Origin of the sequence: Microbacterium invictum (assembly GCF_014197265.1) — a bacterium.
Classification (GTDB): Bacteria; Actinomycetota; Actinomycetes; order Actinomycetales; family Microbacteriaceae; genus Microbacterium; species Microbacterium invictum.
The window spans coordinates 2,938,690-2,952,998 of sequence record NZ_JACIFH010000001.1; the positions used below are offsets into that span (position 1 = coordinate 2,938,690).

At 69.5% G+C, this 14,309-nt stretch carries 15 protein-coding genes; 8 read left to right on the forward strand and 7 right to left on the reverse strand.

Annotation, left to right across the window (positions count from 1 at the left end):
* Positions 1 to 80: 80 nt before the first annotated feature.
* The 4 genes from BKA10_RS13620 to BKA10_RS13635 all read right to left on the reverse strand — a co-directional run bounded on the left by BKA10_RS13620 (position 81) and on the right by BKA10_RS13635 (position 4,299).
* Complete coding sequence (locus BKA10_RS13620; protein ID WP_183500459.1) at positions 81 to 1,196, reverse strand: ABC transporter permease; 1,116 nt, start codon at positions 1,194 to 1,196, stop codon at positions 81 to 83.
* Complete coding sequence (locus tag BKA10_RS13625) at positions 1,193 to 2,077, reverse strand: ABC transporter ATP-binding protein (RefSeq protein WP_183500460.1); 885 nt, start codon at positions 2,075 to 2,077, stop codon at positions 1,193 to 1,195. Before BKA10_RS13625 ends, BKA10_RS13620 begins: the two co-directional genes overlap by 4 nt.
* Before the next feature lie 219 nt (positions 2,078 to 2,296).
* Positions 2,297 to 2,992, reverse strand: coding sequence for a response regulator (locus tag BKA10_RS13630; protein ID WP_183500461.1), 696 nt, complete (start codon positions 2,990 to 2,992; stop codon positions 2,297 to 2,299).
* Positions 2,989 to 4,299 carry a sensor histidine kinase gene (locus BKA10_RS13635; RefSeq protein ID WP_183500462.1) on the reverse strand — a complete coding sequence of 437 codons (1,311 nt, stop codon included), beginning with the start codon at positions 4,297 to 4,299 and terminating at the stop codon, positions 2,989 to 2,991. The genes BKA10_RS13630 and BKA10_RS13635 overlap by 4 nt, the downstream gene beginning before the upstream one ends.
* Before the next feature lie 169 nt (positions 4,300 to 4,468).
* Here BKA10_RS13635 and BKA10_RS13640 point away from each other — a divergent pair, with 169 nt between their 5' ends.
* The 3 genes from BKA10_RS13640 to BKA10_RS13650 are packed head-to-tail and all read left to right on the forward strand — an operon-like array spanning position 4,469 to position 6,272.
* Entirely contained in the window at positions 4,469 to 4,900 is a 432-nt protein-coding gene (locus BKA10_RS13640; protein WP_183500463.1) for a VOC family protein, read from the forward strand.
* Positions 4,901 to 4,902: 2 nt separating this feature from the next.
* Entirely contained in the window at positions 4,903 to 5,607 is a 705-nt protein-coding gene (locus BKA10_RS13645) for a winged helix-turn-helix transcriptional regulator (RefSeq protein WP_183500464.1), read from the forward strand.
* 50 nt (positions 5,608 to 5,657) lie between these two features.
* Complete coding sequence (locus tag BKA10_RS13650; RefSeq protein ID WP_183500465.1) at positions 5,658 to 6,272, forward strand: dihydrofolate reductase family protein; 615 nt, start codon at positions 5,658 to 5,660, stop codon at positions 6,270 to 6,272.
* Between the two features lie 115 nt (positions 6,273 to 6,387).
* Here the strand turns inward: BKA10_RS13650 and BKA10_RS13655 are convergent, their stop codons facing one another.
* The gene (locus tag BKA10_RS13655) at positions 6,388 to 7,230 is read right to left on the reverse strand and encodes an exodeoxyribonuclease III (RefSeq protein WP_183500466.1); all 843 of its coding nucleotides are present in this window, start codon (positions 7,228 to 7,230) and stop codon (positions 6,388 to 6,390) included.
* A gap of 94 nt (positions 7,231 to 7,324) precedes the next feature.
* Here BKA10_RS13655 and BKA10_RS13660 point away from each other — a divergent pair, with 94 nt between their 5' ends.
* Both BKA10_RS13660 and BKA10_RS13665 read left to right on the forward strand, forming a co-directional pair.
* A complete protein-coding gene (locus tag BKA10_RS13660) occupies positions 7,325 to 7,552 on the forward strand; it encodes a ribbon-helix-helix domain-containing protein (RefSeq protein WP_183500467.1) in 228 nt (75 codons plus the stop codon).
* Positions 7,549 to 7,914, forward strand: a complete 366-nt coding sequence (locus BKA10_RS13665; RefSeq protein ID WP_308221569.1) for a type II toxin-antitoxin system PemK/MazF family toxin — start codon at positions 7,549 to 7,551, stop codon at positions 7,912 to 7,914. Before BKA10_RS13660 ends, BKA10_RS13665 begins: the two co-directional genes overlap by 4 nt.
* 18 nt (positions 7,915 to 7,932) lie before the next feature.
* Here the strand turns inward: BKA10_RS13665 and pntB are convergent, their stop codons facing one another.
* Together pntB and BKA10_RS13675 are read right to left on the reverse strand one after the other, a co-directional pair.
* Positions 7,933 to 9,336 (reverse strand): Re/Si-specific NAD(P)(+) transhydrogenase subunit beta, encoded by a 1,404-nt coding sequence (gene pntB / locus BKA10_RS13670; protein ID WP_183500468.1) that lies wholly within the window; start codon positions 9,334 to 9,336, stop codon positions 7,933 to 7,935.
* Positions 9,333 to 10,877: a Re/Si-specific NAD(P)(+) transhydrogenase subunit alpha gene (locus tag BKA10_RS13675; RefSeq protein ID WP_183500469.1), complete on the reverse strand. Its 1,545-nt coding sequence runs from the start codon at positions 10,875 to 10,877 to the stop codon at positions 9,333 to 9,335. The genes pntB and BKA10_RS13675 overlap by 4 nt, the downstream gene beginning before the upstream one ends.
* Before the next feature lie 187 nt (positions 10,878 to 11,064).
* On the opposite strand from BKA10_RS13675, the gene pyrE reads away from it, so the two are divergent.
* The 3 genes from pyrE (at position 11,065) to BKA10_RS13690 (ending at position 14,274) form a co-directional block, all read left to right on the forward strand.
* Positions 11,065 to 11,643, forward strand: coding sequence for an orotate phosphoribosyltransferase (pyrE, locus tag BKA10_RS13680; protein WP_183500470.1), 579 nt, complete (start codon positions 11,065 to 11,067; stop codon positions 11,641 to 11,643).
* A 181-nt stretch (positions 11,644 to 11,824) separates the two neighbouring features.
* A complete protein-coding gene (locus tag BKA10_RS13685; RefSeq protein ID WP_183500471.1) occupies positions 11,825 to 12,868 on the forward strand; it encodes a LacI family DNA-binding transcriptional regulator in 1,044 nt (347 codons plus the stop codon).
* Positions 12,869 to 12,990: 122 nt separating this feature from the next.
* Positions 12,991 to 14,274 carry an ABC transporter substrate-binding protein gene (locus BKA10_RS13690; protein WP_183500472.1) on the forward strand — a complete coding sequence of 428 codons (1,284 nt, stop codon included), beginning with the start codon at positions 12,991 to 12,993 and terminating at the stop codon, positions 14,272 to 14,274.
* The last annotated feature ends 35 nt before the right edge of the window (positions 14,275 to 14,309 follow it).

Genomic DNA, 14,309 nt, shown 5'->3' on the forward strand with positions numbered 1-14,309 from the left:
ACCGGGAACGCCCCGGCCGTCCTTTCGGACAGCCGGGGCGTTCTCGTTCAGTGGATGCCGGGGTCTCCGGCATCCATCGATCAGGACTTCAGCGCCTCGGAGAGCTTCACCCGCGCACCCATCCGCAGCAGCGAGTTCTGGTAGATCTTCGCGCCGACGAGGATCGCCACGACGCACGTTGCGAGCAGGATCAGCAGTGACAGGATCGGTTCCCACCACTGCGCTTCGCCGAGGAAGACGCGCACGGGCATCCCGACCGGAGCCGAGAAGGGCACGTACGACATGATCGTCAGCACGAGCGGGTTGTCGTTGAAGAAGATCACCAGGAAGTACGGGGCCATCACCAGGAACATCAGCGGCGTCGTGGTCGAGCCGATGTCCTCCTGGCGCGACACCATCGCGGCGGCGGCGGCGAACAGCGACGCCAGCAGGATGAAGCCGAACAGGAAGAAGATCGCGAACCAGACCAGCGGCGCGCCGAGTCCGGTGAGCAGCTCTCCCTGGCCGGTGACGGTCAGCCCGACGATCGCGATGACGCCGATGCCGACGACCTGACCCATCGCGAGGATCGTGTTGCCGATCACCTTTCCGGCCAGCAGCGCCCGCACCGGGATGGCCGAGATCAGCAGCTCGACCACGCGGGTCTGCTTCTCTTCGACGACCGACTGGGCGATGGTCGCGCCGAAGGACAGCGCCGCCATGAAGAAGATGATCCCGAATCCGAACGACACGATATAGCGGAGGAAGTCGTCGGTGGCACCCGGGTTGAGCAGCTCCACCTCCGGCGAGACGCTGAGCGCGCTGACGAGGGAGGACGGAACGCTGTCGTCGCCGATGAGCGTGAAGCCGAACGGCTCGGCGCCGCCGGGAACGAGCGCGGCGTCGACTTCGCCGTCGGCGACCAGGTCGCGGGCCTCGTCTGCCGAGGCGACTTCGGTGACCTCGACGAGGTCATCGAGTCCGGCGACGGCGGAGACCGTCTGGGAGGTGACCGCGACCGGAGTGCGCTCAGGGCTCTGCGCGGCGAAGCCGGCCCAGACGATGCCCACCAGGAAGATCGCGAAGGTGATCGCCGTCGAGATGAGGAACGCCTTGCTGCGCAGTTTCGAGGCGACTTCGCGCTCGGTGACGAGCCAGACGCTCTGCGCGAACGAGGGCGAGAGGGTGCCGGCCGGGGTGCGGGTGGCGGTGCTCACTGGATGACCTCCTTGAAGATCTGGGCGAGGGATGGATGCCGGGGGGCGAAGCTCGCGACGTCTCCGGTCTCGACGGCACGACGCAGCACCCGCTGCGCGGTCTCGTCGCTGTCGGCGTCGAACACGGCGTAGCCGCCGTCGAACTCGAGCACGTCGACGCCCGGCTCGGAGCGCAGCCAGCCGGCATCGCCGGACGAGACGAGCTCGAAGCGGTTCAGCGCATGCTCGGCGCGGAGGCCGTCACGACTGCCTGCCGCGCGGATCGTGCCGTCGGCGATGATCACGAGGTCGTCGCACAGGCGCTCGACGACGTCGAGCTGGTGTGAGGAGAACAGCACGGAGGCGCCGTCACCGGCACGTGACTGCAGCACGCCGGCAACGACGTCGACGGCGAGGGGGTCGAGGCCGCTGAACGGCTCATCGAGGATCAGCACCTCCGGGTCGTGGACGAGCGCGGCGGCGATCTGCGCGCGCTGCTGGTTGCCCAGCGACAGCGTCTCGACGTTGTCGTTCAGGCGCTCGCCGAGACCCAGCTCTTCGAGCAGGGCCTTCGCGCGGGTCGTCGCATCCGCTCTGCTGAAGCCGTGGAGGCGGGCGAGGTAGACGATGTGCTCGAGCACACGCATCTTCGGGTACAGGCCACGCTCTTCGGGCATGTAGCCGAAGCGGCGGCGGTCCGCCGCGGTCACCGGCGTGCCGTTCAGGGTGACGTCACCGCCGTCTCGGGCGAGCACCCCGAGGATGATCCGCATCGTCGTGGTCTTGCCGGCGCCGTTGCCGCCGACGAAGCCGGTGAGCCGGCGGTCGGCGACGGTGAAGGCCACGTCGTCGAGCACGCGGCGTGTGCCGTAGCTCTTGGTGATCCCGTTCAGTTCGAGCATCCGCTCCTCCTCAGGTCGATACCTCGACGCTACGGAGCTGCGCTCGCGGTGACCTCCCCCCTGGGGCGGATCCTGCCGGCTCCCCCCTGGGCGCCGACGGGCGGTGGATGGCGGGGCGCGACGTACGCAACTCCTCCAAAATCGGCCGCCAGAGACCGAAATCGCGCGTTGAAACGTTTTTCCGCGCCGGATCGAAGGAGTTACGTGCGCGCGGCCGGATCAGGTGAGGCCGTGGCGGTGGGCGTAGACCACGGCGGCGACGCGGTCGCGGGCGCCGAGCTTCTGCAGCACGTTCGAGACGTGGGTCTTCACGGTCGCCTCGCCGATGTAGAGGCGCGCGGCGATCTCGGCGTTGCTCAGCGCCTGTGCGAGCAGGCGCAGCACCTCGTTCTCACGCTCGGTCAGCTCGACCGGGATGGCTCCGGGTGCGGGTTCGCTGACGGCCACGCGAGGCTTGCCGGCCATTGCACCCGCATCCACCCCGCTGCCGTTTCCCGCCGCGAACCGCTCGATCACCCTCCGCGTCACGGCCGGGGCCAGGAGTGCGTCGCCCGCGGCCGCGACCCGCACGGCGCCGATGAGTTCCTCGGGCCCGGCGTTCTTGAGGAGGAATCCGCTGGCTCCGGCGGCCAGGGCCTGGAACAGGTAGTCGTCGCGGTCGAACGTCGTCACGATGATGACGGCCGAGGCCACCTCCGGGTCGGTGACGATCTGCGCCGTCGCCTCAAGCCCGTCCATGTCGGGCATCTGCACGTCCATGCAGATCACGTCCGGATGGAGAGTGGATGCCAGGACGATCGCCTCGCGCCCGTTCGCGGCCTCGCCCACGACCTCGATGTCGCCGGCGGCCTCGAGGATCATGCGGAAGCCCGCGCGCATGACGGCGTGGTCGTCGACCAGCAGCACCCGGATCACGCGGTCGCCCCCGTGCCGGCCGCGGCGCCGGCGCGCCGCGACCCGGTCCTCGGAGCACCGGCGGCGGCGCCGGCCAGCAACGGCAGCCGCACGCGCACGAGGAATCCGCCGCGCTCACGGGACCCGACCTCGATCGTGCCGCCCGACGCCGCAGCGCGCTCTCGCATGCCGACCAGTCCGAGCCCTGCCCGCCCGGCGATCGGTACGCGCCCGGTGTTGGTGATCTCGAGCTCGATCGCTTCGTCCGTGTAGCGCAGTCGCACATCGGCGGTAGCGCCCGGGCCGCCGTGCCGGCGGGCGTTCGTGAGCGACTCCTGCGCGATGCGGTAGAGATTCGCCTGCACCAGCTCGGTCACCGGGACGGGTTCGCCTACGACGGTCAGTGTCGTGGGCAGACCGTTCTCGCCGGCGTGCGCGACGAGCTCGGGCAGTGCGGACAGGTGCAGGGTGGAGCCGCCCGGCGCGTCTGCGTCAGGAGTGCGCAGGGTCTCGAGCAGCTGGCGCAGCTCGGTGAGCGCCGAGCGCGCCGACTCCTCTACGACGGTCAGCGCCGCCTTCGCCGCCACCGGATCACGATCGACCACGGTGCGCGCCGCTCCGGCCTGCACACCCATCGCCGAGACGTGATGGGCGACGACATCGTGCAGTTCGCGCGCGATGCGCACGCGGTCGAGTGCGACGGCCTGCGCGGCGGTGAGCTCGCGCTCGCGCTCGAGCTCGGCGGTGCGCTCCTCGAGGGCCATCCGCTCCTGCGCCTGTGCGTAGGCGCGCTCGCCGAAGAAGTATGCGCCGCCGAAGAACGCCGCGTTGATGAGGAACTGGATCAGGACGAACGCCGCGAAGGGCGAGAACAGTCCGGCGTGCGAGAACGTGCTCTCGTCCGGGGTGGTCGCCGCCTGGAACGTGGTCACGAGCAGCCAGCCGAACATGCCGGCGATCACGGCCACGCGCACGATGGTAGCCCGGCGCCGGTCGTCGACCCATGCGCCGACGGTGTACATCGCGATGAACACCACGACGTTGCAGACGTAGAGGTCGGGGATCCGCAAAGTCACGGCGGCGAAGAACACCACCGAGACCACCACGAGCACGATCTCGGGGTAGCGACGCCTGACGGCGATGGGCGCCGCAAGGGCGACGCTGTAGACGAGGCCCCAGGCGAGGTCGGCCGACTCTTCGCCGTAGACCCCGGCGATGCTGCCCAGCGTGGTGCTGAGGATCGCCGCGACGCACAGGGCCGCGGCGAGCACGTAGTCGCGGCGCAGCGCGGCCGCGGACGGACGGCGACGCGGGATCGGCATACTCATGTCTCAACGCTAGGCCGCCGGTGGGAGGGGCGGCATCCATCGCGCGGGGGAGTTCCGCCACAGAGCGATCGGATACTCACGCCTGAGTACTTGCTATTGACAAGCACGCTTGCTTTTTGCAAGCTGGACGTACCGGGATGATCCCGCGATCCATGCGAAGGAGCATGACATGACGCACATCTTCGTGAACGTGCCCACCAGCGACCTCGAGCGCAGCAAGGCGTTTTACACGGCCCTCGGGTGCGACATCAATCCGCTGTTCACAGACGAGAACGCGGCCTGCATCGTCTGGGACGAGAACATCTTCTTCATGGTGCTCACCAAGGAGTACTTCGCCACCTTCACCGACAAGCAGATCGTCGACCCCACCACCCACGCCCAGGTGCTCATCGCGATCGGCCGAGACTCACGCGAGCACGTCGACAGCACGATCGCCGCGGGCCTGGCCGCCGGCGGCAGCGAGCCCACTGAACCGCAGGACCTCGGGTTCATGTACTCCCGTGACCTCGACGACCCCGACGGCAACGGCATCGAGTTCGTCTACATGGAGCCGCAGGCAGCCGAAGAGGGGCCGGAGGCCTATCTGACCGGCCTGGCCTAGCGGTGGCGGCGCGCAGCTACGGCCAATACTGCGGTGTCACCACCGCCGTCGAGCTGATCGGCGAACGGTGGGCGCTGCTCATCGTCCGCGATCTGCTCGTCGGGCCGCGACGGTACACCGACCTCAAGCAGGGCCTGCCGAGAATCCCGACGAACATCCTGTCGACGCGTCTCAAGGAGCTGCAGGCCGGCGGAGTGGTGCGACGCGTGCCGCGGCGCAACTGCGGACTGGTGTACGAGCTGACCGCCTACGGCCGCGAGCTCGAGCCGATCGTCCTCGCGGTCGGCCGCTGGGGCTTCCGGTCGATGGGCGAGCCCGCCGCAGACGACGTCGTGACCGGCGACTCGCTGACCATGGCGCTGCGCACGGCTTTTCAGATGGATGCCGCGGCCGCGCACCCCGAGACCGTCTACGACGTGCACGTGGGAGACGTGGCATTGCGTGCCTTCGCGGGACCGCAGGGCCTGCGTGTCGTGCAGCTCGCTCCGCCCGCCCCACCGGTCGGGGGCGTGCTGCCCACCGGTGAGCCCGATCTGTCCATCGCGGCAGGCCCCGGCATCCGGCACCTCATCTCGGGCGAGCTCGCACCGCAGGCAGCCGTCGACGACGGCGTCGTGCACGTCATCGCCGGTGACACGACACTGCTCGAGCGGTTCGCGGCCACCTTCCACATCGATGCGGCGGCCACCTCGACGCTCGCCGTCTGATCCGGACCCGCGGATGCCACGGCATCCACATCCACGAAACGGAGACGATCATGACCGGTCGCATCATCATCGACCTGTTCACCACCGTCGACGGCGTCGCCCAGGCGCCCGGTGGCGCCGACGAAGACCGCGAAGGCGGCTTCGAGTTCGGCGGCTGGCAGGCGCCGTTCGCCGACCGGACCAGCAGCGACCTGATCAGCGGAGGCATCGCCCGGATGGACGCCCTGCTGCTCGGGCGCCGCACCTACGACAACTTCGCGGGCTATTGGCCGCACCAGAGGGGCACGATCGCCGAGGTGCTCAACCGGGTGCCCAAATACGTCGCCACGCGCGGCACGCTGTCGCCCGAGTGGACCGGCACCACGCAGCTGGGGCTGGACCTGGCCGCCGAGATCGCCGCGCTGCGCGAGCGACACGGCGAGACCCACGTCATCGGCAGCGTCGACTTGGTGCAGTCGCTGCTGGCCGATGACCTGTACGACGAGCTGAAACTCTGGATCTATCCGGTCGTGCTCGGTCAGGGCAAGAAGGTGTTCCCCGACGGGGCGGCGCCCACCACGTTGCGGCTGGTGGCACCGGCGGTCACGACCGAGAACGGGCTGATCCTGCTCCGCTACGCGCCGGCCGGGCCGGTCGTGGCGGGGAAGATGGCGCCCGAGGGCTGAGGGGCGCCCCGCTTGCAATGTACGTGCGCAGTATTGCGCGATCTTCGCATCGAGAACGCCTGATCGATGCGAAGATGGCGCGATTCTGCGGACTTGGTGACCCGGCCGTGCTCGGCTAGCCGAAGATCATGGGCAGGTCGTCCTCGTCGGCGCTGCCGAGGTCGAGGTCGACGACGATGGGAACGTGGTCGCTGGGCGCCTCGCCCTTGCGCTCGTTGCGGTGGATCGCGGCGCCGGTGACCGCGTCGGCGAACGCCTGCGAGCCGAGGATGAAGTCGATGCGCATGCCCTCGTTGCGGGGGAAGCGCAGCTGCTTGTAGTCCCAGTATGTGAAGCCCGTGGGAATGAGCGGGCGGACGGTGTCGGACAGGCCGGCATCCAGCAGCGCCTGGAACGCGGCCCGCTCGGGCGGCGACACGTGCGTCGAGACGCCTTCGACGACCGCCGGGTCGCCGTTGTCGGCGTCGGTGGGCGCGATGTTGAAGTCGCCGGTCAGCGACAGCGGCAGCCCGGGATCGCGCGTCAGAGTGTCACGGGTGTACTGGCGGAGGGCGTCGAGCCAGTGCAGCTTGTAGGCGTAGTGCGGGTCGCCGAGCGCCCGGCCGTTGGGCACATACAAGCTCCACGCGCGCACCCCGCCCACGGTCGCGCCGATCGCGCGCGCCTCCTGCGGTGCGTCGGGGCCCTCGTGTCCCTTGAGGAACCCGGGCATGCCGGGAAAGCCGACCTCGAGGTCTTCGATCGGCTCACGGCTGGCGATCGCGACGCCGTTCCACTGGTTCAGGCCGTGCGCCTCGACGTGGTAGCCGGCCTCCTCGAACTGGGCGTACGGAAACTGTTCGGGCTTGCACTTGATCTCCTGCATCAGCAGCACGTCGACGCTCTCGCGCACGGCGAATTCGACGGTGCGCACGACGCGCGCGCGGATCGAGTTGACGTTCCAAGTGGCAAGACGCATGGCATCCAGCCTAGAACCGGCACCCGACACCGCTGCGCTGCCGGTGCCCCGGAGTTCGGTAGCATTCATGTTGCTACCGGAGTAGCATAACCGTATGGCCTACACGAAAGTCAGCCTCAGCCTCAGCGAGAAGGACGTCGCGTTCCTCGACGGCGAGGCGCTCGAGGGTCGCTTCCCGACGCGCTCGGCTGCGGTACAGGAGGCGGTGCGACTGCTGCGCGAGAGCCGACTGGCCGACGCCTACGCCGAGGCGTACGGCGAGTGGAACGACGACGCCGACGTGACGGCGTGGGATGCCACTGCGGCGGACGGCATAGCGTGACCGCGGCGATCGCGTTGCTTCGCCGGGGCCAGATCGTGCTGGCCGACCTCGATCCGGCCGCAGGGCGCGAAGCGGCCAAGACGCGCCCGGTCGTGATCGTGAGCAACAACACCGCCAACGCCGCCGCGATCCGTTCGGGCGGGGTGGTCACCGTCGTGCCCGTGACCTCGAACACGTCGCGGGTCTTCGACTTCCAGGTGCTGCTGCCCGCCGGCGAGAGCGGGCTGCCCCGCGACGCCAAGGCGCAGGCCGAACAGGTGCGGGCGATCTCGGTCTCGCGGATCAGTGCGATCGCCGGATGGGTGCCCGCCGAGCAGCTCGGCGCGCTCGACGAAGCGCTCCGCCTTCACCTCGCACTCTGAGCCGCGCGGTGCCGCCGGTCACAGCTCCCGCAGGATGTCCTCCACCCGCTCCTTCGCGTCGCCGAACAGCATGTGCGCGTTGTCGCGGAAGAACAGCGGGTTCTGCACGCCCGCGTACCCTGAGGCCATCGACCGCTTGAAGACGATGACGCTCTCGGCCTCCCACACGCGCAGCACCGGCATCCCCGCGATCGGCGAGCCCGGGTCCTCCGCCGCGGCGGGATTGACGGTGTCGTTCGCGCCGATCACGAGCACGACCGACGTGCGGGCGAAGTCGTCGTTGATCTCGTCGAGCTCGAGCACGATGTCGTACGGCACCTTGGCCTCGGCCAGCAGCACGTTCATGTGACCGGGCAGGCGCCCGGCGACGGGGTGGATGCCGAAGCGCACCTCGACGCCCTTCGCCCGCAGCTTCTCGGTGAGCTCGGCCACCGGGTACTGCGCCTGGGCGACGGCCATGCCGTACCCGGGGGTGATGATCACCGATGAGGCGGATGCCAGCATGTCGGCCACGCTGGCCGCGTCGATCTCGTGGTGCTCGCCGTGGTCGGTGTCGTCGCCCTTGGGCGCCTCGATGCCGAACCCGCCTGCGATGACGGAGATGAACGACCGGTTCATGGCCTTGCACATGATGTACGACAGATACGCACCGGACGATCCGACGAGCGCGCCCGTGACGATCAGCAGATCGTTGTTCAGCAGGAAGCCCGCGGCGGCTGCCGCCCAGCCGGAGTAGCTGTTGAGCATCGAGACGACGACGGGCATGTCGCCGCCGCCGATCGAGGCGACCAGGTGCCAGCCCAGCGCGAGGGCCAGCACGGTCACGGCGATCAGCAGAGGCAGTACCGGAGTGATCACGTACCAGACCGTCAGCGCGACGAACACGACGAGGGCCCCGAGGTTGAGCAGGTTCTTGCCGGGCAGCATGAGCGGCTTCGAGCTGACGCGACCCGACAGCTTCAGGAACGCGACGATGGACCCCGTGAAGGTGACGCCGCCGATGAACACCCCGATGAAGACCTCGGCGTGGTGGATGTCGGCCAGCGCACCGGTCAGGCCGGTGTCGTAGAGCGCGCCGTTCCAGCCGACGAGCACGGCCGCGAGCCCGACGAACGAGTGGAGCAGGGCGATCAGCTCCGGCATCCCGGTCATCTCGACGACCCGTGCCCGCCACAGCCCGATGGTCGCGCCGATGACGACGGCGACGACCAGCAGGATCAGCCCGAGCGTGCCGGCGGGCTCGCCCCAGGCGCCGGCGGCGGTGAGCGCGACGGTGGCGACGAGGGCGATGGTCATGCCGGCGATGCCGTAGGCGACGCCCCGACGGGAGGTCTCGTGCTTGCTGAGCCCGGCGAGACTCAGGACGAAGAGAAGGGCGGCGACGATATATGCCGCTCCGGCGATGGATGCCGCGACGCTCACTTGTCGGCCCCCTTCTGGAACATGGCGAGCATGCGCCGGGTGACGGCGAACCCTCCGAAGACGTTGATGCTGGCGACGAGCACCGCGACGGCGGCGAGCACCTGGACGACGAGGTTGTCGACGGTGATCTGCACCATCGCCCCGACGACGATGATGCCGCTGATGGCATTGGTCACGCTCATGAGCGGCGTGTGCAGGGCGTGGGCGACCTTGCCGATGACGTAGAACCCGATGATGACCGACAGGGTCAGCACGAGGAAGTGCTGCGGCAGCGGCGCCGGGGCCACCGCGCACACCGCGAACAGCACGGCGATGCCCGCGACGATCAGTGCGGTCTTGCGTCCGGACGACATGGCCGGCTTCGGCTTGGGCGGTTCGGGCGGTGGCGCGGCGACCCGCGGCGCGGCCGACACCTGCACCGGCGGAGGCGGCCAGGTGACCGCGCCGGTCTGCACGACGGTGACCGCACGCTGCACGACGTCGTCGAAGTCGACGGTGAGCTGCCCGTCCTTGCCGGGGGTCAGCAGGGTGAGCAGGCTCAGCAGGTTCGTGCCGTACAGCTGCGATGCCTGCTGGGGAAGGCGGCCGGCGAGGTCCGAGTACCCGAGGATCACGACACCGCCGTCCGTGACGATGCGCTGACCGTTGACCGACCCCTCGACGTTGCCGCCCTGGCTCGCGGCCATGTCGACGATGACGCTGCCCGGCTTCATGGCGGCGATGTCGGTCGCGGTGATCAGGCGCGGGGCAGCGCGCCCCGGGATCAGCGCGGTCGTGATGATGATGTCGACGTCGGCCGCCTGCTCGGAGTACAGCTCGGCGGCGCGGCGGTCGTATGCCTCGCTCGTGGCCTTCGCGTAGCCGTCGGCCGAGACCTCCTTCTGCTCGTCCGGGACGATGACCTCGAGATACTCGCCGCCGATGGAGCGCACCTGGTCGGCGACCTCGGGGCGCGGGTCGGTGGCGCGCACGATCGCGCCGAGGCTCGATGCTGCGCCGATCGCGGCGAGCCCGGCCACACCGGCGCCGGCGACGAGCACCTTGGCGGGCGGCACCTTGCCGGCGGCGGTGACCTGCCCGGTGAAGAAGCGGCCGAACTCGTGGGCGGCCTCGACGACGGCGCGATACCCCGAGATGTTCGCCATCGAGCTGAGCACGTCCATCGACTGAGCCCGCGATATGCGCGGGACGGCATCCATCGCCAGGGCGGTGACCCCGCGGGCGGCCAGTGCCTCGAGCAGGTCGGGGCGCAGCGCGGGGCTGAGCAGGGCGATGAGCGTGGTCCCCGGCTGCAGGAGGGCGATCTCGCCGGGCTCGGGCGCGTTGATCTTGAGCACGACGGGGGCGGCCCACGCCTTCTCCCGATCCGTGATCGTCGCGCCGGCGGTGACATACGCGGCATCCGGGAACGACGATGCGTCACCCGCGCCGGACTCGACCACGACCTCGTAGCCGAGGGCGCGGATCTTGGCGACGGTGACGGGGGATGCCGCGACCCGGCGCTCGCCGGGACGTTCGGCGACGATGCCGATCTGGGACATGGGGCTCCTCGGGGTCGTGCGGCGGGCTGGCTCGGGTGAAGCCATGATGGACCGACTTCCGACTCTAGGAAGCCAGTCAAGGCCCTGTCACGATGATTGCGCGACAAGAATCGCCAGACTTTCGAATTCGAGACGATGTGGACCGATGCCGGGGTCGCGACATCGGCGACGTCCGTAGACTCGAGGCATGACCGTCGCCTCCACGCCCGCACTCGAAGCCGACCGCCAGAACCTCATCGCGCTGATCGGCGACGAAGCGGTGTTCCACGGCGATTTCACGCTCTCCTCCGGTGCGCAGGCGACCTACTACGTCGACATGCGCAAGCTGACGCTCGACCACCGGGCAGCACCGGCGATCGGCCGGATCATGCTCGACCTGATCGACGGCATCGACGGCATCGTGGCCGTCGGCGGCCTGACGCTGGGCGCCGACCCGATCGCGAACGCCGTCATGCACGAGTCGGCCCGCACCGACCGGCCCCTCGACGCGTTCGTCGTGCGCAAGGAGCCGAAGGACCACGGTCGCGGCCGGCAGATCGAGGGCGCCGACATCGTGGGCAAGCGCGTCATCGTGGTCGAAGACACCTCGACGACCGGGCAGTCGGCGCTGAAGGCGGTCGAGGCGCTGCGCCGCGAGGGCGCCGAGCCGGTCGCCGTCGCCGTGATCGTCGACCGCAAGACCGGCGCCCAGGCTGCGGTCGAAGCCGCCGGCCTGCAGTGGCTGGCCGCGATCGACCTCGACGACCTGGGCCTGTCGCCCCAGTAGGCACGACTGCCGTCGAGCGCGTACCGCACGCGTCGAGCGCGTATCGACCTCCGGCGTGATGTCGTGGGCATGGGAACCATGGCCGTGAGCTACTTCGGCGGACTTGCGTTCTTCTGACGCGGGCCTGGCACGACTGCCGCGACCTTGCGGTCGGGAACGTTTTCATGTCATGCTCCCCCCGATGGACGATGACGCTGACCCGACGCCGTCGCCGGACGGCCGTCGCGGGCGCGCGACGATGAAGGACGTCGCCCGGCGCGCGGGTGTCGGACTGTCGACCGTGTCGCGCGTCGTATCCGGCGGAGGAGGGGTGAGCCGCGACAAGGTGCGCGCCGTGGAGCGCGCCGTGCGCGAGCTCGAGTTCAGCCGCAACGAGTTCGCGCGCACGCTGCGCACCGGCACTGCCGCAACGATCGGGATGCTGGTGACCAACATCTCGGACCCGTTCTTCGCCGCTGTCATCGATGCCGTCGAAGAGCAGGTGCGTGCGCGCGATCAGCTGCTCCTGGTCGCGAGCAGCTCGGACGACGCCGACGAGGGCATCCGGGTGCTGCGACGGCTCACACGCAGCCGTGTCGACGGGCTCATCGTGGTCGTCCCCGAGACCGCCGACCTGTCGTTCCTGCAGCGCCAGCAGGACGCGGGGATGCCGGTGGTGTTCGTCGACCAGCCGTCTGGCGGCGTGTCGGGCGACCTCGTCCTGTCCGACAACGAGGGCGGGATGGCCGAAGCCGTGCGGCATCTGGCCGCGGCGGGGCACCGGCGCATCGCCTGCATCGCACATGTCGGCGGTCGCTACACGTCTGAGCGTCGCCAAGACGGATACTTCCAGGGGCTGACCGCAGCCGGGCTCGCACACGACGCGGCGCTCGTCGTCGAGGTCGAAGACAGCGTGTCCGCGTGCGCAGCGGCCCTGGCGGAGCTGACCGGACAGCCGGATCCTGCCACGGCCGTGGTGACGACCAACAGCCGCACCACCAAGGCGGTGCTCGAGGCCCTGCGGCTGACGCGGCAGCGACTCTCGCTGGTCTCGTTCGACGACTTCGACCTGGCCGTGCTCATGGACCCGCCCGTCACGGCGATCGCGCAGGACCCGGTCGCGATCGGCCATGCCGCAGCCGACCTGCTGTTCGATCGCATCGCCGGGCTCGGCGGCGCGGTGCGGCGCATCGTGATCGGCACACGGCTCATCGAGCGCGGGTCGGGCGAGCAGCCACCCCGCTGAGTCACGATCCGGTCACGAAGCCGCGAGACCGAAACTCTCCCGCTTGTGGTTGGGAACGTTTTCAGATTTCATGGCCAGTGTCCGCACCGTTGCGGGCACATCGCACATCCAGGGAGGATCACATGCGCAAGTCAGTGGCAGCGATCGCTGGTCTCGCCGTAGCCGGGCTCGCGCTCGCCGGTTGCTCGGGCGACACCGGCGACAACGACGCGAACGGTGGCAGCTCGGCCGACGAGGTGGAGGTGTTCACCTGGTGGGCATCCGGCTCGGAGAAGGTCGGACTCGACGCCCTCGTCGGCGTCTTCAACACCCAGTTCCCCGACATCGAGTTCATCAACGCGGCGGTCGCCGGCGGTGCCGGCTCGAACGCCAAGGCCGCTCTGGCCTCCCGCCTCGAGGCGAACGACCCGCCGGATTCGTTCCAGGCCCACGCCGGAGCCGAGCTGACCGACTACATCGAGGCCGAGCAGCTGCAGGACCTCAGCTCGTTCTACACCGAGCAGGGGCTCACCGACGTCTTCCCCTCGTCGCTGATCGACCTGCTCACCGTCGACGGCAAGATCTACTCGGTGCCCAGCAACATCCACCGTGCCAACGTCACGTGGGTCAACACCGAGGTGCTCGAGAGCGCCGGCATCGACCCGACGGCCGCTCCCGCCGACCTGGATGCCTGGATCGAGGACCTTGAGACGCTGAAGAGCTCCGGCGTCGAAAGCCCGCTGGCACTGGGAACCGAGTGGACCCAGATGCAGCTGTTCGAGACGGTGCTGATCGCCGACCTCGGCGCTGAAGGCTACACCGGGCTGTGGGACGGCTCGACCGCGTGGGACGACGCAGGCGTCACGACGGCGATCGACCACTACGACACCCTGCTCGACTACGTCAACTCGGACTTCGCCGGCCTGGACTGGGATGCCGCAACGCAGATCCTCATCGACGGCGCCGCCGGGTACAACGTCATGGGCGACTGGGCCGAGGCCGCGTTCGCGCAGGCCGGCTGGACCTTCGGCCAGGAGTACACGACGTGGGCGTCGGCCGGCACCGAGGGCGTCTTCGACTTCCTCGCCGACTCGTTCACACTGCCCGTCGGTGCGCCGCACGAGCAGCCCGCCAAGAGCTGGCTGACCACCGTGGCCTCCGCCGACGGTCAGAAGGCCTTCAACCAGGCGAAGGGATCGATCCCGGCTCGTACCGACGCCGACGCGGCCGACTACGGTCCCTACCAGCAGACGGCCATCGAGTCGTGGGCCAACGACACGGTCGTGAGCTCGCTCGCGCACGGCGCCGCCGCCAAGATCTCCTGGTCGAGCGACATCTCGTCGGCGATCGGCAAGTTCGCCACCGATCGCGACACGGCAGCACTGCAGACGGCGCTCGTCGCCGCCGCCGACAAGGCGCTGGGCTGACCCACCGCCGACGGTGCGGGGCGGCGTGAACCCGC